Origin of the sequence: Sphingobacterium sp. UBA7253, from assembly GCF_002472745.1 — a bacterium.
In the GTDB taxonomy this organism is placed as follows: domain Bacteria; phylum Bacteroidota; class Bacteroidia; order Sphingobacteriales; family Sphingobacteriaceae; genus Sphingobacterium; species Sphingobacterium siyangense.
In genome coordinates this window covers 1-22,092 of sequence record NZ_DKSP01000094.1, presented here as the reverse complement: position 1 = coordinate 22,092, position 22,092 = coordinate 1, and the positions used below count along the sequence as shown (strand labels likewise).

27 protein-coding genes are annotated in these 22,092 nt (G+C 38.2%); 13 read left to right on the top strand and 14 right to left on the bottom strand.

The window, feature by feature from the left end:
* Positions 1 to 299: 299 nt before the first annotated feature.
* The gene (locus B2X72_RS09210) at positions 300 to 1,535 is read left to right on the top strand and encodes a porin (RefSeq protein ID WP_286849292.1); all 1,236 of its coding nucleotides are present in this window, start codon (positions 300 to 302) and stop codon (positions 1,533 to 1,535) included.
* Between the two features lie 111 nt (positions 1,536 to 1,646).
* Here B2X72_RS09210 and B2X72_RS09205 read toward each other — a convergent pair whose 3' ends face one another.
* From B2X72_RS09205 to B2X72_RS09180, 6 genes are all read right to left on the bottom strand, one after another.
* The gene (locus tag B2X72_RS09205) at positions 1,647 to 2,213 is read right to left on the bottom strand and encodes a Crp/Fnr family transcriptional regulator (RefSeq protein WP_088160474.1); all 567 of its coding nucleotides are present in this window, start codon (positions 2,211 to 2,213) and stop codon (positions 1,647 to 1,649) included.
* A 12-nt stretch (positions 2,214 to 2,225) separates the two neighbouring features.
* Positions 2,226 to 3,500 carry an adenylosuccinate synthase gene (locus B2X72_RS09200; RefSeq protein ID WP_286849289.1) on the bottom strand — a complete coding sequence of 425 codons (1,275 nt, stop codon included), beginning with the start codon at positions 3,498 to 3,500 and terminating at the stop codon, positions 2,226 to 2,228.
* A 122-nt stretch (positions 3,501 to 3,622) separates the two neighbouring features.
* A complete protein-coding gene (locus B2X72_RS09195) occupies positions 3,623 to 4,204 on the bottom strand; it encodes an NAD(P)H-dependent oxidoreductase (protein WP_286849287.1) in 582 nt (193 codons plus the stop codon).
* 58 nt (positions 4,205 to 4,262) lie between these two features.
* Positions 4,263 to 4,862, bottom strand: coding sequence for a Crp/Fnr family transcriptional regulator (locus tag B2X72_RS09190; protein ID WP_286849284.1), 600 nt, complete (start codon positions 4,860 to 4,862; stop codon positions 4,263 to 4,265).
* Between the two features lie 68 nt (positions 4,863 to 4,930).
* Complete coding sequence (locus B2X72_RS09185; protein WP_286849280.1) at positions 4,931 to 5,398, bottom strand: cupin domain-containing protein; 468 nt, start codon at positions 5,396 to 5,398, stop codon at positions 4,931 to 4,933.
* A complete protein-coding gene (locus tag B2X72_RS09180) occupies positions 5,395 to 6,387 on the bottom strand; it encodes an alcohol dehydrogenase catalytic domain-containing protein (protein WP_286849279.1) in 993 nt (330 codons plus the stop codon). The genes B2X72_RS09185 and B2X72_RS09180 overlap by 4 nt, the downstream gene beginning before the upstream one ends.
* Positions 6,388 to 6,545: 158 nt before the next feature.
* Between B2X72_RS09180 and B2X72_RS09175 the strand changes: the two genes are divergently transcribed.
* Positions 6,546 to 6,932 carry a winged helix-turn-helix transcriptional regulator gene (locus B2X72_RS09175; RefSeq protein ID WP_286849276.1) on the top strand — a complete coding sequence of 129 codons (387 nt, stop codon included), beginning with the start codon at positions 6,546 to 6,548 and terminating at the stop codon, positions 6,930 to 6,932.
* Positions 6,933 to 6,936: 4 nt separating this feature from the next.
* On the opposite strand, the gene B2X72_RS09170 is transcribed toward B2X72_RS09175, so the two are convergent.
* The 3 genes from B2X72_RS09170 to B2X72_RS09160 form a co-directional block, all read right to left on the bottom strand.
* The gene (locus tag B2X72_RS09170; RefSeq protein ID WP_286849274.1) at positions 6,937 to 7,410 is read right to left on the bottom strand and encodes a DinB family protein; all 474 of its coding nucleotides are present in this window, start codon (positions 7,408 to 7,410) and stop codon (positions 6,937 to 6,939) included.
* A 372-nt stretch (positions 7,411 to 7,782) separates the two neighbouring features.
* Positions 7,783 to 8,544: an SDR family NAD(P)-dependent oxidoreductase gene (locus B2X72_RS09165; RefSeq protein WP_145327693.1), complete on the bottom strand. Its 762-nt coding sequence runs from the start codon at positions 8,542 to 8,544 to the stop codon at positions 7,783 to 7,785.
* A gap of 93 nt (positions 8,545 to 8,637) precedes the next feature.
* Positions 8,638 to 9,552, bottom strand: coding sequence for a helix-turn-helix domain-containing protein (locus tag B2X72_RS09160; RefSeq protein ID WP_286735858.1), 915 nt, complete (start codon positions 9,550 to 9,552; stop codon positions 8,638 to 8,640).
* 167 nt (positions 9,553 to 9,719) lie between these two features.
* On the opposite strand from B2X72_RS09160, the gene B2X72_RS09155 reads away from it, so the two are divergent.
* The 7 genes from B2X72_RS09155 (at position 9,720) to B2X72_RS09125 (ending at position 13,364) form a co-directional block, all read left to right on the top strand.
* Complete coding sequence (locus B2X72_RS09155) at positions 9,720 to 10,145, top strand: organic hydroperoxide resistance protein (RefSeq protein ID WP_075991356.1); 426 nt, start codon at positions 9,720 to 9,722, stop codon at positions 10,143 to 10,145.
* 3 nt (positions 10,146 to 10,148) lie between these two features.
* Positions 10,149 to 10,517: a DUF1304 domain-containing protein gene (locus B2X72_RS09150; protein ID WP_286849272.1), complete on the top strand. Its 369-nt coding sequence runs from the start codon at positions 10,149 to 10,151 to the stop codon at positions 10,515 to 10,517.
* Positions 10,518 to 10,529: 12 nt separating this feature from the next.
* The gene (locus B2X72_RS09145) at positions 10,530 to 11,165 is read left to right on the top strand and encodes a nitroreductase family protein (protein ID WP_120335416.1); all 636 of its coding nucleotides are present in this window, start codon (positions 10,530 to 10,532) and stop codon (positions 11,163 to 11,165) included.
* Positions 11,166 to 11,212: 47 nt separating this feature from the next.
* Positions 11,213 to 11,644, top strand: a complete 432-nt coding sequence (locus B2X72_RS09140) for a MarR family winged helix-turn-helix transcriptional regulator (protein ID WP_075991359.1) — start codon at positions 11,213 to 11,215, stop codon at positions 11,642 to 11,644.
* Positions 11,645 to 11,814: 170 nt separating this feature from the next.
* A complete protein-coding gene (locus B2X72_RS09135; protein ID WP_286849268.1) occupies positions 11,815 to 12,528 on the top strand; it encodes a 2OG-Fe(II) oxygenase in 714 nt (237 codons plus the stop codon).
* 10 nt (positions 12,529 to 12,538) lie between these two features.
* Positions 12,539 to 12,799: an Ada metal-binding domain-containing protein gene (locus B2X72_RS09130; protein WP_286849265.1), complete on the top strand. Its 261-nt coding sequence runs from the start codon at positions 12,539 to 12,541 to the stop codon at positions 12,797 to 12,799.
* Between the two features lie 232 nt (positions 12,800 to 13,031).
* On the top strand, positions 13,032 to 13,364 hold the full coding sequence (locus B2X72_RS09125) for a hypothetical protein (RefSeq protein WP_146752990.1): 333 nt from the start codon (positions 13,032 to 13,034) through the stop codon (positions 13,362 to 13,364).
* A gap of 24 nt (positions 13,365 to 13,388) precedes the next feature.
* Here the strand turns inward: B2X72_RS09125 and nudK are convergent, their stop codons facing one another.
* The 4 genes from nudK to B2X72_RS09105 form a co-directional block, all read right to left on the bottom strand.
* Positions 13,389 to 13,970 carry a GDP-mannose pyrophosphatase NudK gene (nudK, locus tag B2X72_RS09120; RefSeq protein WP_159729758.1) on the bottom strand — a complete coding sequence of 194 codons (582 nt, stop codon included), beginning with the start codon at positions 13,968 to 13,970 and terminating at the stop codon, positions 13,389 to 13,391.
* Positions 13,971 to 14,442: 472 nt separating this feature from the next.
* Positions 14,443 to 15,282: a helix-turn-helix domain-containing protein gene (locus tag B2X72_RS09115; protein ID WP_286849262.1), complete on the bottom strand. Its 840-nt coding sequence runs from the start codon at positions 15,280 to 15,282 to the stop codon at positions 14,443 to 14,445.
* A gap of 31 nt (positions 15,283 to 15,313) precedes the next feature.
* Entirely contained in the window at positions 15,314 to 16,543 is a 1,230-nt protein-coding gene (locus B2X72_RS09110; protein ID WP_286849259.1) for a hypothetical protein, read from the bottom strand.
* A 498-nt stretch (positions 16,544 to 17,041) separates the two neighbouring features.
* The gene (locus tag B2X72_RS09105) at positions 17,042 to 17,938 is read right to left on the bottom strand and encodes an SIR2 family protein (protein ID WP_088160493.1); all 897 of its coding nucleotides are present in this window, start codon (positions 17,936 to 17,938) and stop codon (positions 17,042 to 17,044) included.
* A gap of 745 nt (positions 17,939 to 18,683) precedes the next feature.
* Here B2X72_RS09105 and B2X72_RS09100 point away from each other — a divergent pair.
* Genes B2X72_RS09100 through B2X72_RS09090 form a run of 3 tightly spaced genes read left to right on the top strand, consistent with a single transcriptional unit; the run spans position 18,684 to position 20,014 of the window.
* Positions 18,684 to 19,178: an N-acetylmuramoyl-L-alanine amidase gene (locus tag B2X72_RS09100; RefSeq protein ID WP_075991368.1), complete on the top strand. Its 495-nt coding sequence runs from the start codon at positions 18,684 to 18,686 to the stop codon at positions 19,176 to 19,178.
* Positions 19,165 to 19,542, top strand: a complete 378-nt coding sequence (locus B2X72_RS09095; RefSeq protein WP_145327706.1) for a hypothetical protein — start codon at positions 19,165 to 19,167, stop codon at positions 19,540 to 19,542. The genes B2X72_RS09100 and B2X72_RS09095 overlap by 14 nt, the downstream gene beginning before the upstream one ends.
* Entirely contained in the window at positions 19,499 to 20,014 is a 516-nt protein-coding gene (locus B2X72_RS09090) for a hypothetical protein (protein ID WP_157625930.1), read from the top strand. Before B2X72_RS09095 ends, B2X72_RS09090 begins: the two co-directional genes overlap by 44 nt.
* Positions 20,015 to 20,164: 150 nt before the next feature.
* On the opposite strand, the gene B2X72_RS09085 is transcribed toward B2X72_RS09090, so the two are convergent.
* Positions 20,165 to 20,737 carry a hypothetical protein gene (locus tag B2X72_RS09085; RefSeq protein ID WP_075991371.1) on the bottom strand — a complete coding sequence of 191 codons (573 nt, stop codon included), beginning with the start codon at positions 20,735 to 20,737 and terminating at the stop codon, positions 20,165 to 20,167.
* A gap of 341 nt (positions 20,738 to 21,078) precedes the next feature.
* On the opposite strand from B2X72_RS09085, the gene B2X72_RS09080 reads away from it, so the two are divergent.
* Positions 21,079 to 21,885, top strand: a complete 807-nt coding sequence (locus B2X72_RS09080; RefSeq protein ID WP_075991372.1) for a LexA family transcriptional regulator — start codon at positions 21,079 to 21,081, stop codon at positions 21,883 to 21,885.
* The last annotated feature ends 207 nt before the right edge of the window (positions 21,886 to 22,092 follow it).

Here is a 22,092-nt window from a genome sequence, read left to right as displayed (position 1 = left end):
TTCACTAATTCGCGGTCGATAAGAGATAAAATCTGACTAAAAACCTTTAACTTTATCCTGGCGGTGGGTTATAATTTTGCAATTTAAATATAGCAACTTTGCTATATCCAAACACCGCCACTTTTTAAACGTTTAGGACGCAAGTGATATAAATTAATAGACTAACAATTTATTAATATTAACTTAATATTGAGAATCTATTTTTACGCCGTTGAAAGATGATGGAATAGAAGATGGAAAAATGATTCTACTCGTATCATATCATCACAAGCGAAAAAGATAATTTATTTAAAATTCTCATGAAAAAAGCACTTTTACTCTTAGCCCTGATAGGTCCTGTCCTAGCGCTTGCGCAAAATAACAATGCGCCCTCCAGCTATGATCCACATGATATCAAGATTACAGGATACCTCCAGACACAGTTTCAGAAGGCGCAATCTCCCGGAATTACTTCCTTTTCGGGTGGTGATTTTTCAAAGAATTCGGATAACAGATTTATGATCCGCAGAGGGCGTCTTAAAATTGACCGCGTGGATACGTACTCTAGTATTGTCTTTCAATTGGACGCTACTCAAGACGGTGTACAACTGATGGACGCTTTTATTCAATTGCGTCACCCAAGTCAAAAAGGCCTAAGTTTAACGGCGGGTCTTTTCAATAGACCTTTTGGATACTCTATTGTGTACTCATCCGGCTATCGTGATTTTCCGGAACGGGCACGTGTATTCCAGACTCTGATGCCACGCGAACGTGATCTTGGAGGGATGGTAAGTTATCATCCTGGAGGTAAAGTTAAATTCTTAAACCTAGATTTAGCCTTAGTGAATGGTAGTGGCCATTCGGCTAAGGATTATGATTCCAAAAAAGATCTCATCGGTAATCTTGCTTTTAAATTTGATAGCCTAGCGGATAAAAAACTTCATTTGGGATTTGGTGGCTCATTCTATAAAGGTTCGGTTCGTAATGATACGAAAACTTATTATACGCCCAATAGCAATGGTTATACAGCACATACCAGCGACGAGAATGAAGGCAGGGCGATCGGTCGGAATTATTATGGCGCCAATTTACAGTTGGAATTTGATAGTAGCTTAGGAAAGTCCAGCTTTAAAACAGAATATGTTGCTGGTGATCAGCCAGGGGTAGCGGGTGGTGCCGATATCAAAGGACCTTACGCAAGCAGAAGTTTTACGACCCAACCGACAACAGACCTTTATCAGCGGAAATTTAACGGATATTACCTTTGGTTTACGCAAGAGATTGCTAAGACCGGTATAACTGCGCTATTAGCGTATGACGTCTATGATCCAAATACTAAAGCAAGTGGCATGACAATCGGCATGCCCGATAATTTTACGGCCGACGGAGATGTTAAGTTTAGTACGCTGGGCTATGGTCTTGCTTATCAGATTAACAATAGGATAAAATTGACCGTATATAATGAGCATGTAACAAACGAAACCACAAGTTTACCAAACTTTTCTGCTGATTTGAAAGATAATGTCTTCACAACAAGACTGCTTTATCGTTGGTAAGTTGGTTCGGGGCTAAGGTTTTATCGCAATGATCGGAGTTGATCGAAAGGATTCGTATTCGTGTGACTAATGCATTAGGGGGCGCGATTTAATTTAGATGCTGCGAGGGGATTAGATATTTTTCCGAATCCGGCTCAGGGATGATGCGGTAATCCCTAAATAGGATGCTAACATGGCTAATGGAACACGATTGGCCAAACCAGGGTAAAGCTTTAAGAACAGGAGGTAACGGTCTTTGGCATCGAGATTCATCATGGTATTTGCCGTTTTTAGCTTACTTTCCACTACAAAACCATAAAGTTTGGCCATTAACAATGGCCAAACTTTAATTTCCTTTTCAAGGAGCGTAAAATTGTCAAAATCAAGGCTCCAGATCTCGGTATCTGTGAGGGATTCTATATAGTCATTGGACGGTGTTCGATCCAAGAAGCTCTGAAGATCTCCAATAAAACGACCTTCATAAATAAAATAACGTGTAAAATCATCGCCTTTACTGTTGTAATAGAGCGAACGGAATACCCCCGATTCCACAAAAGCAATGCTATTGTTTACTTTACCGCAAGCGACAAAATAGCTTGACTTTGGAATATGCTTTTTTTCGAATGCCTGTCGAATTAAGTTCTCTTCTCGTAAATCGAGCTGTCCAAATTTTCGGATGTATTCCAGTAATTGCTCCATGTTACCTGTATATTACTTCGCTAAGTTAATCAATTCTTCACGTTGAGGTCCTGTTGAAAGATACTTTATGGGAACTTGTAATTCTTCTTCTAAAAAGGAGATAAATGCACCCAAGGTTTCTGGAAGTAACTTTGCCTGCTTGATATTAGAGAAATCGGTATTCCAACCTTTTAAATATTTCCAGATCGGTTTAATTTCTTGTTCAGCGGATTGGGGAAATGCTAAGGAAATTTTTTGTTCATCTATTTCATAATGTGTACAGACGGGGATGGCAGCCATTTCGTTTAAGATGTCGGCTTTCGTAAGAACAAGCTGAGTGACTCCATTTAACATGATGGCATATTTTAATGCTGGAAGATCCAGCCAGCCGACACGACGGGGACGCTTGGTATTGGAACCGAATTCAGCTCCTTTTTCCCGTAAATCATTGGCAGCTTGTCCTGTGATCTCGGTTGGGAAAATGCCATTACCCACACGGGTGCAATAGGCTTTTGTAACGCCATATATTTTGTCCACCAGTTTAGGCGACACGCCCAAGCTTACACAGGCTGCGGAGGCAATCGTATTTGATGAGGTCACATAGGGATAACTTCCATGGTCGATGTCAAGTAGGGTTGCCTGCGCCCCTTCCGCCAATACCTTCTTGCCATCTTGGATCGCCTTGTTAAGAAAGATTTCAGTATCTATAATTGACACTTGCTTTAACGAAGTGCATCCTTGAATAAAATCGTGGTAGAGCTCTTCGAATGCAGGCATTTCTTGTCCGAGAAGCTGTAGTTCATTGTATTGGCGGATTAAAATTTGATGTACGTCCGTATTAAAACTATCCGAGTGAATATCACCAACACGAAGGTTCTGTCTTAGTATTTTATTGGAATAGCTTGGTGCAATTCCATTTTTGGTCGTTCCTATCGTGCGATACAATGGGGACTGTTCCATATAGATATCCCAATAACGATGGGTAGGTAAAACGAGATGCGCTTTTTGGGATATCAAAATCCTATTGAAGAGATCTTGATCTGGCATAATGTGCGCTAGTTCTTCAATTTCCGCTTTGAATGCTAATGGGTCAACCACCACACCGGTGCCAATAATGTTTTTGACATGCGACGAAAAAATTCCCGATGGGAGTAGTTTAAGCGTAATTTTGTTACCTTGATAATAAATACTATGTCCGGCATTCGCGCCTCCATTAAATCGAGCGATAATGTCATAGTCGCTGCCGATCAGATCAATGAATTTTCCTTTACCCTCGTCTCCCCATTGGAGCCCAATTAGAATGTCCATATTGCGTTTGTCTTGAATTTATGGTCAAAGCTAGGGCTTGCAAAGCGGAGGACAATTGCCATTTGGCAAAAAGTGCTCCTCATTATCATTTGGCCAGCAGTCTTAATGCGTTTGGATTGCGCCTAAGCTTGTTTGTGTCCCAACCGTTGTACTTTTTGTAGCCATTTATTCCGTTTAATAGGATCGGAAGTTTTGATAATTCCGATATAGGTGACTTTAACCGGCGATATTCCACAAAATTGAAGGGTGGATCTTTTGAGTTGATTAACACTTGGTCTGCCGTAAACTAATGCATAATACCAACTTGGTTGATCGAGTGTTGTAATGATCCGGGCAGATTTTCCTTTGAGTAATTTGTCCCAAAAAAGAGAATTTTCGCGGTATTGGAAGGCCCGTCCAGGTAAAAATAATCTATCGATAAAGCCCTTCATCAGGGCAGGAAGACCGCCCCACCAAACGGGATGTATCCAGACCAAATGATCGGCCCATAAGATGTCTTCCCAGGCAAGAAGTAGGTCCTGTTCCAGTTCTGTTCGTTTACGATAACCAAATTCAAGGTTTGGATTGAAGTCCAGGTCAATAATATGGATTGTTCGTACTGTAGCTCCGGACGCTACCGCAGCTTCTTGATAAGTATTTGCAATGCCACAATTGAAGGATTCCCGATTCGGGTGACCATTGATAATCAGTATTTTTTTCCGCATGATGTCGTATTACATTACAAAAATACCGATAGAGCCACCGTCTTTATAGGACAAATGTCTAAAAAGAAATTTCACTGCGAATACGACTTAAATGACGTTGTGTGATGCCTAAATAGGAAGCAAGATATTGTAAAGGAAGCTGTTTGATAAACTCAGGATGATCTTTGAGCAAATTGGCATAACGTTGTGATGCGGTTTCTTTTTGCAGTTGAAAGACGCGTTTTTCAAGCTCAAGATATTGTTCCTCGGCAATCATTTTAAGGTACTTTGTCCATTTTAGGCTATTTGTAGCGCGTGTATCAATGGTGTTTTTTTTGATCGTCCATAGTTCGGCAGGGGTGATGGCCTGCATGGTCTCCGTACTCGGCCCGCCGGTAATAAAGGAGGAGTAGGCCGCTATCCAAGTATTGGGAAAGCGGAAACAATAGGTAATATCTTCCTTGTTTGCACTGCTATAATAAGAACGGAAGATCCCTGATTGTATAAATGCAACCTCATGACAAGGTTGATTCTCTTTAACAAAAAAGTCGTTTTTGTTCAGCTTTCTGTATTCAAAAAGCTGAACAATCTGATTGATCTCTTCTTCCTCAAACAGACGCAAAGACCGAAAATATGCTGCTATCATGAAGTCCAAACTTAGAAAAATTGCGGTGTTCATGCAAAATAAATTCGATGTGATTCAATCGACGCTATGTTTAGTTTGCCGATTGAGCAATAGGTAGATTTTTAATTCGCATCGATTAGAATTGCCAATTGCAGGCACATTTGATCGGAGCGATTGCTCCATGCATGATTGGTGCCGCGTTGGATGACAATATCGCCGGCTTGTAAAAGCGTTTCTTCTGTGTCTGTAATCAAGTAAATCTCTCCTGAAAGAATAACGATGTAATCTAAACTTGCTGTCTGATGCATGAGGGGATGAGGGATGCCAATCGCTGTTTCTATACCAAGTTCCCGATCGGGTGGGATCTGTACATAGCGGAAGTACGTGCCATTTTTGATGACTTGGGGTATAGCAGTGTTTTCTATGGGATGCTCTTTCTCAAACTTGGCCGGCATTTGACTGGTTTGCCAGATATCGGAAATAACGAGATTGGGATAGTGCTCCGATACATTATCGACCAATGCATCCGCTTCGATAAAGGATTTGCCGGCACGTATGCCTGTCACGATTCGTCTAGGTATAGTTCTCATTGATTTTGTATAATTAATTTATTGCCTTTGGTCTGGTTGTTTTTCAATATTAAATGCCCTTTTTCTATTGTTTCGGGGCTTAGTTTACCAATAAGATAAATAGGGGCGGGTTGAATAATTTCTTGCTCAATATTGTGTCTGATCCGATTCAGCCCATTTTTGAAATAGGGATAATTTAGTTTTTGCGCGTGGATAAAGTTGGATATATTGATGATCTGTGCGGCCGAACTAAATAGTTGGTCTCTTGCTGCCGCGGTCGTAAAATGTGTGATGTCGATATAAGTTCCATAGGGTTTTAATACTGCGGCGGCAACTTCCGAGAGATGCTGCCCCACCGCATCGATAGCGACGTCAATACCTTGCTGATTACTTTTAAGCTTGATTATTTCCGTTAAATTCTCTTTTCGATAATTGATGATACTGTCTTTTTGCAGTCCTAGTTGGCGTAATTTTTCAATACTGCCCATACTTCCTGCTGTTGCAACGATATTTTTAATGCCGTTAGCCAGGAGTAATTTTAATACAAAAAGACCCACGCCTCCAGACGCGCCGGTTAGGAAAATATGATCTTGCGGATTAATTGCTGCTCGGTCGAAAACCTGCAATGCGGTGATACCAGCGGTAGGAAGTGCTGCTGCTTGCTCAAAAGAAATATTTTTTGGTTTAGGGGCAACGAGGCCGGCTGGTAAATGAATGTATGCTGCATAGGTCCCGTTGCTGCCCATGCTACCACAGGCAAAAAACACAGCATCTCCAATTGTATATTCACTTACTTCTGAACCTTTATCTGTAATAATTCCTGCCCCTTCTCTACCCAGTATGGGGGAATATAAATAACGCCGTTCAAATTCATTTTCACGCATCTGGTAGTCTATGGGATTAATTGCGGAAGCTATTATTTTAATTTTCACCTCGTTGGGCTTCATTTGAGGAAGAGTAACTTCGGCATTTATCAATTGATTGTCTTGATCTAATATAACGGCGTTCATAACTCTATCTATTTTAAGGGGTGAAAAATCAAATTGGAAATAATTTACGCTGCATCCATAGATTTTACATCTTACCTAGTTAATATGACAAATCTACCTTTCGTTTGCTATATATTTGTTGGTAGTTAACAAGTGGTAACTAGTCGTTAGAAATCAATATGGGACAAGTTTTGGACGGAAATCAAATACGGGAGGCGAGTTGTACAGAAGAATTGCGCGCTATGCGTGATGCGCTGGATATTTTGGGTGGAAAGTGGAAATTGATGATATTGCGTTATTTAGCTAATCGGGAGTTGCAGGAAATCCATTTCAAAAAAATGGAACGGGAGATTCAGGGAATTTCTGCAAAAGTGTTGACAAAAGAACTTCGAGACCTTGAATTAAACTTGTTAGTCGCCCGCCAGCCAAGTGAAGACCCCGTAAAAGTGTTTTATAAAATTACGGCCTATGGTAAAAGTGTGTTCCCCGTCACCGAATCTTTGGTCAGTTGGGGTTTGGAATACCGAGAGAAAGTGAAACAGGAACTCGCTGTACTAGCGAAATAACAATTTATTCCGATTGAAGAATTAACTTTTTGATCAGTGAAATCTGACCAAGGTGATAATAGCTATGTTCGATTACAGCTTCGATATTTCTGAGGTAAGATCCATACTTTTTATCAATAAATGGCTGATCGAAGAGGTTTTCTTCAAATTGGGCAATGCCGTCGGCAAATGTTGCTGCGTTTTTTAGGAATCGATCTACTAGCGCATTCCAATCGGCTTTGGATCGGATAGGCGGGATATCAAAGCTGTATTTATCGCTGATTTCCAATTTTCCATGCTCAAATGCCATAAGTAATCCCTCGAGGTAATAATTGATATGATAGGTTAGGGCAGCGATAGAATTCAGATTACTTATTTTGAATATGGCCTGTTCCCAGGTCGTATCCAATAGTTGTTCCTGATAGTTGGTATTGGCAATCCAACGTCCATTCAAAAAAACTTCGCGAAGTCTATCTGCAAGAAATATACGTCTTTCCATTTTGTGTTAAAATTTTCCAATGATTAGTTTTTTCCTGCCCTTTGCCATTATTTACACGTTACAGCTATAGGAAGAATTGGTATTGATTTTCTAATTCCAATTTACATACAATTTTCCTATTCTTCATCTTTGGTTAATCTCTTGTTAATAAGACTTTCCTTTTTTTGTATAAAGTCATTGTTACCAAGATATCAAACATAATCATTCGGGTAATCAGTCAACGTACAATTTATGAGGTAAGGAAGAAAATGATGATAGCATTATAATTTTTGTGCTAAAAGGGGAGTAATTGGTTGAAATTGGTGAAGAAATACGGTTAAATAAGCACATAGCTAATAGCCTCAGCTATGTGCTTATTTGGGTAGTATGCCACTAAAGGTTCATCCCGCCCGATACCTCAATGCGTTGTCCGTTGATCCATCTTGCGTCTTCGGTACAAAGGAAGGCAACCACCCCGCCGATATCGTCAGGTACACCAGCGCGTCCTAAAGCTGTAACAGCTGCAATATGCGCATTTGTTTCTTTGTTATCCCGCACATGCCCGCCACCAAAATCAGTCTCGATCGCACCGGGAGCAACAACGTTTGCTGCAATACCGCGAGGACCGAGTTCTTTGGCAAGATACCTCGTCAGTACCTCGATTGCTCCTTTCATCGAGCCATAGGCAGATGATCCCGGAAATGCAAAACGTGCGAGACCAGAAGAAATATTGATAATACGTCCGCCATCATTCAAATAGGGAAGAGCTTTCTGCGTGAGAAAAAATACCCCTTTATAATGGATGTTATAAGCTGTATCAAATTGTTCTTCTGTGGTTTCTATAAAGGGTGCATATAAGGCGGTTCCGGCATTATTGATCAGAAAATCAAAATTAGACTGCCCCGTTTGTTGTATTAAATGTTGCGTAACTCGTTCAATAAAGCCATTAAAGGACTTCACATTACCTGCATCCAATTGGAATGCAGCTGCATGCTGACCTAAAGATTGTATCGTGGCAACCACATGATCTGCTTCCTCCTGATTGCTATTGTAGGTTAGCATGACATCGATTCCTTTTTTTGCGAGGCTAACAGCCATGTTTCTACCTAAACCACGGCTTCCGCCTGTTACCAATGCTATTTTATTTGTAGCCATTTTAATTTGTTTTAAAGATCCAACAGCACAAAGATCCTCCGAAAAGTTGAACTTTTCCTTGCGAAATGCAAATGGATATTTGCGAAATTCAAATTATAACGATTGAGAACGAAAAATGTTTGGGGCAGAGCCGGTTTGCTTCTTGAAAAAATTGGAAAAATGAGCGATCTCCTCAAAGCCAAGTGAATAAGCAATCTCAGATACATTCCAATCGGTTTGTCGCAGTAAAATTTTTGCCTCCTGTGTGACTCTGGCTGCAATGACATGGCTGGTTGTTTTTCCCGTATTTTCCTTTAAAATTTTATTCAGGTGGTTGACATGTATGGCAAGTCGTTCCGCAAAATCATTAGCTGTCCGTAGTTGTAGACGTTGCATTGGAGATTCAATGGGAAATTGTCTTTCTAGCAATTCTATAAATAGAGATGTGATTCTATTTGAGGCATTAGATGTTGGATTCGTTATACTCTTTGGCTGGAGTTTTTGCCCATAGTGGATAATTTCCAGTACATAATTTCGCATTAGATCATATTTAAAGACGTAATCTGAAGATAGCTCTTTATTCATTTTTAGAAAAATTTCCTCTATTTCAATACGTTGTTCTTCTGATAATTGAAAAATCGGAAGGCCGCCCGGTTGAAAGATAGGGAGATCATCTATGTTAACACCACTTTTATTTCGGGTTAGAAATTCATCGGTGAAAACGCAGAAATAACCCTTTTGATGCTCATCTTTCGGTATCCAATGGTAAGGAACTTTTGGGGTAGCAAATACAAGTGCCGATTCATCGATTTCGATCACTTTGTCGGCATATTCAGCCGTGTTTTTCCCTGTGATTAAGCTTATTTTATAGTAGGTACGCTTATTGTAGGGCATGATCGGTTTATCTTTTAATTTAGCTGCAAGTTCCTCAAAGCTGAATACATTAAAATGACCAATCTCTCTTGCGATCTCCTTTGGGATGCTCGCATTGATCTCCTGATAAAACTGTTCAATGGAAGTTGTTTTCATTTAAACCCGATTTGCAATAATTAAATGTACTGGTTTTAGATTGCATTCGATACACGCAGTCATGTTTTTGATATTTTGCTATTCTCATTTAAATGTAAATTGCAATATTATATTTTGCACAATATAATTTCTTATCCTACATTTGTGCAAACAAAACAAATTGAAATATGAAAACGTTATATAACATCGGCGCGACAGCCAAAGGAGGACGAAACGGTCAAGTAAAAAGTGAAAATGGTGTACTGGATTTAGCGGTTCGCATGCCTAAAGGTCTTGGTGGAGCAAATGACGATTATGCTAATCCAGAGATGCTTTTTGCTGCAGGTTATGCTGCGTGTTTTGATAGTGCCTTGAATTTGGTTATTAGGTCAGAAAAAGTAAAAACTGGAGAGACTTCGGTAACTGCACATGTGAGTATTGGACAATTGGATAATGGCGGTTTTGGGTTGGCTGCAGAATTACATGCAAATATTCCGGGAGTGAGTTTGGAAGTCGCCCAGCAATTGATTGAAAAAGCACATCAAGTTTGTCCCTACTCAAATGCAACAAGGGGTAATATAGATGTTAAATTGACGGTATCAACTAACGAATAATAGATGAATAACTTGGCTAATGTGCTGACAGCGCTCGTACTTTTAGAACATGTATACATTGTATGGATGGAAATGTTTGTCTGGGAAACTGCAGGAAAACGTAGTTTTGGCAGGGCTCTTCCTGCTGATCTTTTCAAACCCACTAAAGGGCTTGCCGCAAATCAAGGCTTATACAATGGTTTTTTAGTTGCGGGTTTAGCTTGGTCCTTTTTTATCAATGATCCGGTCTGGAGTGGAAATGTACGCCTGTTTTTTCTAGGCTGTATCCTCGTGGCTGGGGTTTTTGGTGGAATCACAGCGAGCAAAAAGATATTTTTTGTACAAGGAGTTCCTGCACTGTTGGCAATATTATCCATGATTTTCTTAAAATAATTAAATAATTATATGTCACTACTAGAAGATTTAAAATGGCGTCATGCTGTGAAAGCATACGATCCTACAAAAAAAGTTAGTCAGGAAAATGTAGATAAAATCGTTGAGGCTGCTCGTTTTGCACCAACTTCCTCGGGCTTACAGCCATTTAAGATATTGATTGTTGAAAATCAGGCATTGAAAGAAGAATTGGCAAAGGGAGCACTAAATCCAGACTGTATGCGTGAATGTTCACATGTGCTTGTTTTCGCTGCATGGGATCGTTATACGGAAGAACGTATTGATAAAGTTTATGATTTTACAACGGATGAACGAGAACTACCTCGTGGACGTTTTGGTTCCTATACCGAGAAGTTAAAGTCAATTTATCTGAATGAAGCTGCGGAAAGAAATTTTGCGCACACGGCAAGACAGACTTATATAGCCTTAGGTTTGGCTTTGGCTCAGGCAGCTGAACTTCGTGTCGATTCTACCCCTGCAGAAGGCTTCGATAACCATGTGGTGGATACGGTATTGCAATTGGAGAAACATGGATTAAAAAGTGTCTCGTTAATGTATGTTGGTGTGGCGGACTCTTCGAGAGATTGGATTTCGTCAATGAAGAAGGTTCGAGTTCCTAAGGATGAGTTTGTTGTTGAATTCAAATAAGCCGTAAACAACTTTTCAATCCCTCGAAAACTCAATATATTTGCAATATGGATGATTTATTAAAATTAGACAAACAACTCTGCTTTTCCGTATACGTACTGCATAGGGAAATTATGCAGCGCTATCGCGCGATTCTCGAAGAGATTGATTTGACTTATCCGCAGTATATCACGATGATGGCACTATGGGAAAACGACGGACAAACCGTAAATCAGCTTGGTGGAAAACTATACCTCGACAATGGGACACTCACCCCATTGCTAAAGCGTTTGGAGAGTAAATCGTTGCTTACACGAACACGAAGCAAAGAAGATGAACGTGTGGTTAAAATACAGCTTACAGCACAAGGATTGCAATTAAAGGAAAAGGCGAGCTGTGTTCCCATGCAGATTTTTGAAGCCCTCAAGCTCGACTATGCTGATATGCTTCAGCTTAAAGCTTTGGCAGAAAAAATCGTAAATAATGTTGGAAATAGCTAGTTTTTATACGATATGAAATCAAAAAAGGATTAAATACACCAGCCTGTATTTAGTCCTTTTTTTTGTGATATGGATTGTCTTGAGCGATAAATGTTCGCGTTCCTTTTATTATACATCATATTAGCATATTTCGGATTTTTTGGCAGGACTATAATATGGAGATTCGTGCTATGGAAAATGTCATTCAAAACATAGAAAATCTAAATTGGTCTGCGATTACAGAGGAAATGCATAAACATGGTTATGTGGTCATTCCAAATCTATTAACAGATTTACAATGCGATCTATTAAAAGACGGGTATTACGATTCGAGGCTCTTCCGCAAAACTGTCGTTATGGAGAGGCATCGATTCGGATTAGGAGAGTACAAATATTTTGACTACCCATTACCTGAGTTGATTCAAACGATTCGATCTCAACTTTATCCTCATTTGGCCGTCATTGCTAATGCTTGGTTTCGCGCGCTGAAAGTCGATAAGTCGTTTTCGATGAAGCATGAAGACCTTTTGACGGATTGCCGCTTGAAAGGACAGGAACAGGCAACAGTATTGATTTTGAAATATAGTCAAGGAGGTTTCAATACCCTACATCAGGACTTATATGGAGAAGTCTATTTTCCGATGCAAGCGGTGTTTATGTTGAACGAGCCAGAAATAGATTTTACAGGGGGCGAATTTGTCCTAACGCAACAAATACCTCGAGCGCAGTCAAAGGCTATTGTTTTGAAACCCCAAAAGGGAGATCTCGTCCTATTTGCAACAAATTTTAGGCCTGAGAAAGGACGAATCGGATATTTTAGGGTTAATATGAAACACGGGGTGAGTGAAGTTACGAGAGGTGAACGCCATGCGTTGGGTATTATTTTTCACGACGCCGAGAGATAAAACCCGCACAATGGAATGGCATAAAAATATATCAGATGCTTCATTGCACGCCAAGATTCGAACGGGAGAAATTCGCTTAGGAGGCAATGAAAAACTAAAAATTTATGGATTGCTTTGCTGTATTTCGGGAAAACGGATGAAGCGGGAGAACAGGGTCTTTTTTTCCACTGAGCAAGAAGCGCTAAAACATCAATATCGCCCTTGTGGGCACTGCTTAAAAGCGAACTATGTTGAATGGAAGGAAGAAAATAAAAGATTTGATAAAGTGTAGTTCGCATTAAGTTTGATTATATAGAGAATCTAAGTAAATCAAATTTGGAAAAAGCATCTTATGTCAAATTCCTTGTATATTGTTGAATTTTGTGTTTATCTTGAGACGGGATTAATTATCGTAGATCAAAAGAAAAATGCGTTTATATTCGATTGCTGTTTATTTTATTTTTTCGACTCTGCTGTTGATAAGCTGTGAAGAGGGGAGGCGAGATACTAAAGTATTGAGTTATATGGCTCATAGTGAACGTGACAGTGCCCGTTTGGATCTTAATCTTTTTGAGAGCCGTTTTCATGGTAAATTGTTCTTTTATAGACCTGGAGGTGAGATTGATTCGGGAGACATTCGCGGCAATATCCAAAAAGACACTTTACTTGGGGACTATTATTATACGCCATTTGGCTGGGGACAGAAAAAAAGAAGACCCTTTGCTTTATTAAAAAAAGGGTCTCTGTATATTTTAGGTACAGGTACGGAGCAAGTGTATATGGGAATTCCACATTATATACCTTCAACCATCAATTTCCAAGACCCAAAGTTTATCTTTGAGAAAGTTAATCACTAGCCTCTTATCATCTAAATTAGGCGTCTACAGTATATTTTTTAATCGAATATATTGTAGTAGCATAATGGTTTTTCCATCTTTGATTTCACCTGTATCAATCATATGTAGTGCTTCTTCGATATTGATTTCTAGAATTTCAATATGCTCTTCCTCTTCTTCTAAACCACCGCCATCGCCAACTTTCATGTTATTCGTGTATTCTGCTATAAAAAAATGTAGAATTTCAGTTACAGAACCTGGAGACATATAAGCTTCAAAGATCTTTTTTGCTTCCTTGATCTGATAGCCTGTTTCTTCTTCTGTTTCCCTTCGTATACAGTCGTGGGGAGAATCTTGATCAAGAAGACCTGCACAAGCTTCGATAAGCATGCCTGACTCATTTCCGTTGATGTAGGTGGGTATTCGAAATTGTCTTGTTAATATGACTGTTTGAGTACTGGTATTATAGAGTAAAATGACAGCTCCATTGCCACGATCATAAGCTTCTCGGCTTTGTTGCTGTACCGTGCCATCGGGTTTGCTGTATTGATAAGTCACTTTTTTTAAAGTGTACCAGTTGTCTGATAGAATTTCAGTTTTTACAATTTTAATATCTTTTATTGCCATTTTTAGCGCGTTAAAGTCAAAAGATAAAAATAGGAATTGCAATCCAAACTAAGCAGGAAAAACTAAGAGAAGCTTTGATGTATGTCGGATTCTCCATGGTGCTATCCAGCGTAGTCGAAGCGGGATAAAAAGTAGGATGAAACCCGTTAATAAACTAACAGGTATAATCCAAAAGACATCAACTGGTGCAATCCGACTGTGGCGAAGTAGCGTAACAACCAAAGCAGTAACTAGCGTCAAAGAGAGGCACAAATTTGAAATTATTTTTTCTTTCTCTGGCCGTTCGTTACTGGAACCTTGGCCAAAGATGAAAAGAGTTACGTCCACTACAAGGTTAATAAATTCAGAAATCATTGATAATGGTATTTTTATGTGAAAATAACAAGTTTTTGTTTCGCAAATGGTCTTGCTGTTTATTTTTAACGGAGAAGTATTGGAGCAAAATTTAAATTATGCTAGGTATTGGCGAACCTCAGTCCGTTCTAAATTGCTTTGGATTCAGACCTGTATGTTGTTTGAAGAAATTGGAGAAGTAAGGAGAGTCGACGAAACCAAGTTTGAACGAAATTTCTTTGATAGATAGATCGGTTGCTTTTAACAATCGCTTTGCTTCCAAGATAGTTCGTTGCTGAATGAGCTGGCTTGGAGATACTTCGAGCTTTTGACGGCAGATTTTAGTAAGGTGCGGGGTGGATATATTAAGTTCTTTCGCATAGAAAGATACCGACTTCTCATGCCGAAAATGGATATCAATTAACTCCTGTAACTTTAAGAGACGTGGATTTGATTCATTATTTTGTTCATTTTGGACTACCTTTTGTACCTCTTTGCTTAGTATCGATGCGATCACAGCTGTGCGAGAATAGATAATAGCAGGAACGCAATTGTGGGCCTCAAGTTCTTTTCTTATCGCATTAAATTCATAATAAAGTAGAGCAAATGTTTCGTTGGAAAGTGAGATAACAGGATTACGTTGATAGTAAGCGAATGAAAAATGGAAATTAGGTGAAAATTTCTCGAAGTATGCTCTATCAACCATCAATTGGAAACCAGTTGTATTGGCCCCTAATTTCCAGCTATGAACTTGTTTTGGAAACAGGATATGGATTTGATGCCGATCAATGTGATAATCTTTAAAATCAATCGTATGGACACCTTCTGCTTGGTCAAAAAGAACCAATAAAAAAAAGTGATGTTGATGTGGACGCGCTATATGATGTTCACCACGCAATTCCGAGTATAAATATCCTTGATTACCTGCAAGCTGGTCTTTTCTAAATTCTTGAATATCTATTGTGGGAAATAACTCCATCGAAATGATTTTGAACCTAAATATAGGTGTTTTATTTTAAACCATCTTCCAGTACCTGTTTGTTGATGGTGAATTCACGATAGCCAAAGGCTCCAGACTTATAACCAATTACAGCACCAAATTCAATGTTTTTTGAGGAAGAGGTCTTTGGGAATACAGAAGAGCGGTATACATTGGCCGTAGCTAAAGGTTTTTCGAAGACGCGAAAGTGTAGACCATCCTTTGAATAGGCCAGATAATTCATATCTGAGGTAAACCGATCTACGTTTCCAATTGCCAGACATAAAAAATAATATCCATCAATATAGGAACCTTGCAGATGCCAAGTCGAATATCCCTTGTTGAATTCTAGCCAAGGTTTGTTCATAAATTCAACTTTCTTACTGTCGCGATAAACGGTAAAATCTAAGCCATTTGTAGAAATACGCGATAGGATATTCGTCATAATTGGTGCTTTGTAGCTTGGCATGAAATCCACTTCGTAACTCGTCGTTAGGTTTGTCGAATTTCTCACAAATGTTGGTGAAAGGATATGGTTATCTTGGAAAGATGTTGGTTCATTACTATTATACACGAGTTCCAGCGGTGTCCAGTCAACCCCATTTTTTGATGTCTGCCTTACAATAACACGTTCAGCTTCTTCATTTAATTTTTTATTGTTGTTTGCGCTTTTGGCACCCCATTTTTTTAAAATTTTGCTTGAGAAAAAGCAACCTCTATAATATAGTTCGAATTCCTCACCGTTGAAATTCCAGTCTACATCGGACCAGTAACCTTGATTGGGGCTGCCATCCTTTTGGATGAAAGAATCTTCTAGTGCCGGACGTCGTTGAATAGGATTTATTAATCCTGCCGGAGTGATCCATTCTCTTCCATCATTAGAAACTACCACAGTCGGATTTTCATAGAGTGATGCGGTACGGTCTGACCCTATTATGCCAAAATATGGCGTAAATACCATCCAATATTTGTATCCTTTAAAACCGGTATGGAAATATTCAACATCTGGGTGGCAATAACTCGCACTATTCCCAGAGATATCGCGTATCCAGCCTGGCAGCTCTTCGCCGGGTTGGTTTGCATTGGCAGTTGTATTGATTTTTATTGAACCGAGGTCGCTTGTGAAACCTGTAGGTATGGGTAATTTATCTTTTTCAATGACTTCTGGATCCGGTGGTATAATTCCTGGATGAATATCTCTTTTACAACCAATAAATAATAAAAGTCCCAAAAAGAAATAGGTAATTCTTTTAAATGACATATAGATCAATAAAAATAAAATATGAATGATAATCCCTTACGGTTTTACTTTTCCTGTTAATCTTAGCTAAATGATAGCAAAAATGATTTATTTTTTTTATTTCTCAAAATCAATTTAATAAAATACTTTATATGTTGTAAATATTTGGTTTTCTGATTTATAAGTGTCTTTTTGACCTGTGTCGATGAAGGCTGTTCCCGGCTTTATCCCCCTGTTTGAACCATCAGTTGGTAAAGGCCTGATTGTGTAGTTTCACTGACTTTGGTCGCCAATCGTTTTCAGCATGAAATAACGGTTGCGTAAGGATGTCTCATTATTTGGGGCTCGTTAGATGAAATAAACTAGTGGATAATGTGTCTAATTAGCTTGCTGTTCAGATTTTGGACGATTCACCTAGCTTTCAATGCTTAATGTAAATTTGTTTAGTTTGGCAGCGCGAAATTCTTTTTCTATTAATGACATGATAACAAGCTGAAAATCTATGAATTGCTGTATGGTTCAACTTAATATTTTGCTGGGTAGCTTATATCTATTTTTTATGCCTGCGAGGACTTTCTTGTAGTATTTAGTTTTATTGGTTTCGTCAATAATGACAATTTCAACATCGTTTGCTTGAAGTAATTGCATTTTATCTTTGGAGAGTGCATACCATTTTTTAGTTGTATAATAAAAGAGTTGATTTTCAATAAATGCGCTTCGTCTATAATACTTATTTCTGGCGCGATAGGTTAGCAGCCACCAAAGGTCTATTTCTACAAAATCAAGCGATAGACCTAGAATGTGGATATCCTGCGTGAAAAATAAATCAATCCAGGATTGGAGTTTAGTATCCTTTTTTCGGCTTAATCTTTTAATTAGTGCAGCCTTGTAGACCGTTTGCGAATTATAATTTGTCCCATTAACCACATAATCCCTCATTTTTTGCAATTGGCCACAGTAATGTTCATAACCTAGATTAATGGAAGATGGATTTAGGCAGTCACCGTGTATATGCCAATAGCTCGTGTTGCCGATTTGGTGTTTACGAAATACACTGTAGGTCGTTTCCCGGATTAAGCCGGTATTTGCTGTGGCGATTTCTCCTTCTAAGCTGAATTCATAGTTAGTGGTGATTATGTTTTCGATCGAAAGATCCCGAATTAATTGGTGTATTTCGTTTTGATTGATTTGAGAGACGCAATCCGATATATAGGTTTTGAGTTCTCTTTCATTAATATGTTTTTCTCGAATTGCGTTAAGGAATATTTCCTCATACAACATAGGAAAAGGTTTTTGTCCATTTTCTAATGAGCTGACTTTATACTTTTCTTTGATGTTGTGTAGTAAATCACTCCAGCTTATTCCTGGTGAAATATTATTAATGTCGTTTCCAACTAATAAAGCAAACTTGTTCATTGTATTATAAATCAAGATTCACGCATGTAAAGTTAAATGACGATGTCAATCAATCTCATTTTTGGTTGTAACATATAATCTATTGAATTTAGATTTCTCTCCTACGAATTTAATAAAAAATCGTAGGATTTATGTCAACTAGATTTGTGATGGTACTGTAAATGGTATTGTCGGCAGGGCCATGGAAGCAATATCGTGTAAATTGAAACCTCTGTAAAAAATGATTATGTCATTGCGAGGGGCGGATCAGTCAGATATGTTGTTTTTATTCGTCAAAAAAGGCTAGGCGAACCAACTTCCTAGCCTTCACGGTATAACTCATCCTATGCTATAACAAACAAATAACAAAGCAGCACAAGAAATGTTTGATGCCTCGTCAATGATGTGAGGTCTGTGGTGATATGGCTTGACAATGATATCACGGTCTTGATAACATGTTCCCTCATAAATTTTAGTAATATTTTGTTGTGTTATTGTCTGCTTTTGAGGGGACTATGAAGAGTTAGTCCTGTTAAATTCACTTTTGGTGAACGCGTACACCGAAGAAAATTTTGTGTAATATTCGGTATCTGTAACCTACCGCTTACATCCAGCTAATAGTCCGTTCTGCGACAAAGGATCACACTTAACTTTGTATAAAAATAGAAGCTAAATAACGATTGATAAAGTGTGTTTCCCTTTTTTAATACACAATGGTAATTTTTTTAGCGTAGAAACAGGTTAAGTCATAAAAAAAGTTCGTGATATGGAAATTAAAGAAAACAAATTGATCGGTGTTGCCTATAGAGATACACCAAACAAAGGTGGAATTATTAAACCCGTTTATATTATTATGCACTACGATGGTGCATCCAATGCAACGAGTGCAATTGATTGGATGACTGATTCCCGGAGCAAGGTCTCCGCCCATCTTCATATCAGTCGTGATGGTGTTATAACGCAATTGGCCCCTTTTAATATTAAATGTTGGCATGCGGGCCTTAGTACCTGGGCCGGTCAAAGAGATTTGAATAATTGTAGCATTGGAATTGAATTGCAAAATAAGGGTACGGAGAGCTACACCGAAAAACAGATCAATGTTGCGATAGCTGTGTGTAAAACAATTGTCCGTACTTATTCAATTCGGGAGATTTTGGGGCATTCGGATATTGCGCCTGGAAGAAAGGAGGATCCAGGGATACAGTTTCCCTGGGAAAAATTTAAACCGTTAACAAAAGGAAGTTATAATGGAATTACTTGAGATTTTGGAGAAATTGATTATCCCTGTAGTGACAGCTGTAGGGGGGTATTTTGTTGGAAGGCCCAAGCAGCAAGCTGAAGTGGAGGCAACAAATGTTGAGAATGCCGGAAAGGTAATTGAAAAATGGGAAGGATATGCCAATAGATTAGAGAAAGATATTGAGCAATTACGGACGATCATCGAAGATCTTAATGAAGGGTTACGTTTGGCAAATGACGAACGTACGTCTTGCGCTAAGACCTTAGCGGATTTGCAAGTGAAATATGATGATCTCATGAAACTTCATAATAGGTTACAGATTGAATTAAAGCGCGTTAAAAATGAAGAATACACTACAGATAATCGCAATGCTGCTACTGGTTAGCAGCTGCGGTTTGTTTAGAAAGGTTGAGAAAACCAAGGGATCACAAGAGTTTGGTGTCAAAGAGAAAAATACCAATTATGCTACTATAGCACAGAACACGGAACATATACAAATTGTTCGATCAGATAAAGAGGTTTTGGTAACAGATGAATATGTGATGCAAATTGAAGGTGAAGGGATCCAGATTATGCAGGATGGTGCTGTTCAGCTACGTAAGGGAAAAGTCTATACTAAAAAGGAGCATTATTCTGAAAAGCTGCAGCTTGAGAGTGGGTTCGATACCAATTGGAAAGCTCAGAAGGTAGAAAGTCGTCAACAAATTGAAACGAAAATGGAGCTACGCAAAGCACAATCAAAAGAGGTTTCAAAACCAGCGGTGTCAAGCCTTCTTTATTTTTTAATGGGTTGCGGTGTATTGGTCGGTTTTATTATTTGGTGGATAAAGAAACGTAAGTTTGTTGAGTCTTGGTAGTTTCCGATTAAAAAATGTTACTATTATTTTTAATGAAATTCAGATAAGAAACACAAAATAGTCCTTGAGTATTTAAAATTCAAGGACTATATTTTTGGAACCGGGCAGAATTGCCGAATTAGCAGAGCAGGTGTGATTGTACAAATAATACTAAACCCCATCGAAATGCCTGTCAATAAGGTAATAATTGGCAATCTGTTTAATTTCCTTTTTGAAATCACGATAGAGGTCAAATTGATTACAAGCACAGATGATAGATTTCTGTAATGTGTCATTATTTATTTTTAAATAAGGGCCAAGTTCCTTATATATGCTACTTTTTACTTTTGTTTTCAGATTATCTAATTTTTCCGGCTGAAAAATACGTAGAACAACGGCGATAGCTTTGTAACGATGCTGAATATCCTTATAATTGATATATTCACCCATAATCTGTTGAGAAGGTATACCCACAAATTGACAATAGCAGTCAATTACTTGACTGATTTTGGAAAGGTCAGATTCATATATCTTATCGATGGATTTTAGTATTTCAGGATGATTTTCTTTCAAGAAACTCATGATGAATGAATAATATAGTGAGTTCATACCTTGTGAGCTATTTTTGTCGGTTATTGTACTGCTTTCTTCTTTTTTTAAATTACTGTTGTGTTTTTGTCGTTGATGATAATCTACTGCGTAAACAATGTGCTGTCTAGGATGTTGTGTCATGAGCTGTTCCATTTTCTTTTTATCTTTAAGTATGAACTGATTCTAGTCTCGCTAATTGCAAATCCAGTGAATAGCTAATTTACTTACTACCCTGTCCGTCTATTCTATGAATTTAATATAGTCTATTGATGTTAAACAAAGTTAAACAAATTTGTTAATCAAACAAGTTTATTCGAAGCTTATTTTTACTTTTTATATGGAAATATAAACTTATTTGTTTAACTATAATTTATTGGTAATTAGGTTTTTATTGTTTTATTTTGATTGTCTGTTTGTTTAGGTTTAATAAGTTGTGTAACTTAGTGTCAGATTGTTATATATTTGTGTAACATTTGTTAAATACCCGATCGACTATGGAAACTTATCCAAATAATAACTTTGAAGTTTTACGCTTGGAGATGCGTGTTACTAACCGTGAATTCGCGTCTTTATTGGGGGTACGCGAACAGGTGTACTCGCGTATTAAAAAAGGAGAGTATCCTATTGGACTTACGATGAAAACACGTATTCAAGCGGCTTTTCCTCAGGTTCAGTATGACTGGTTGGTGTATGGAAAAGGTGAAAGAGTGGAGATAACTCCTTTAATGCACCCCGACACGATAGCAATGCTTAGTATTGGTAACGGTAAGTCAATAGGGTATTTTTCGGAGGACGTCAAGTTTATTGACGAAAATAAGAATAATATATTTTTTGAAGTTTCCCCAGGACGATATTTGATGCAGACAAAACTTGTGACAGAGAAAGCTAAAGCGGGGTATTTGTCAGGCTTTTCTGATGCTGAATATATGGACGATTTACCGGCACATTTTATTACGGTCAATGAGTTCCATAAAGGTGCCTATCGTTCTTTTGAAGTTAGTGGTGATAGTATGACCGATGGAACCGATGCAAGTGTATTGGACGGCGATATTGTGACGGGACGTTTGATTAAAAGGGAGTTATGGCAATCAAAATTTCATACCCACAAATATCGTTATTGGGTTGTTGTACATAAATATGAAGGAGTCATTATCAAAGAAATTGCTCATCATGATGTCAATAACGGAATTCTTACCCTTCGTTCGCTAAATACTGATAAAACAAGATACCCGGATTTTGAAGTAAGTCTAGATGATGTTGACCAAATTTTTAATGTTGTAGATATTAGCCGTTCGCTTTAGGGGCAGCCTAACTCAGAATATGATCGTTTTGATGGTTCGTCTTTTCATATCAACGTTTATAGGTGGACCTTTTTGTTTAGGCTATAGGTGCTATAAATTAATCCAATCGCCCGCTATTAAATTGAAAGTTCTTCGTATCAATTCTTTATGATTTTGCTAAAAAATATAGAAATAAAAACTAATTATATTAGTTTTTATTTCTATATT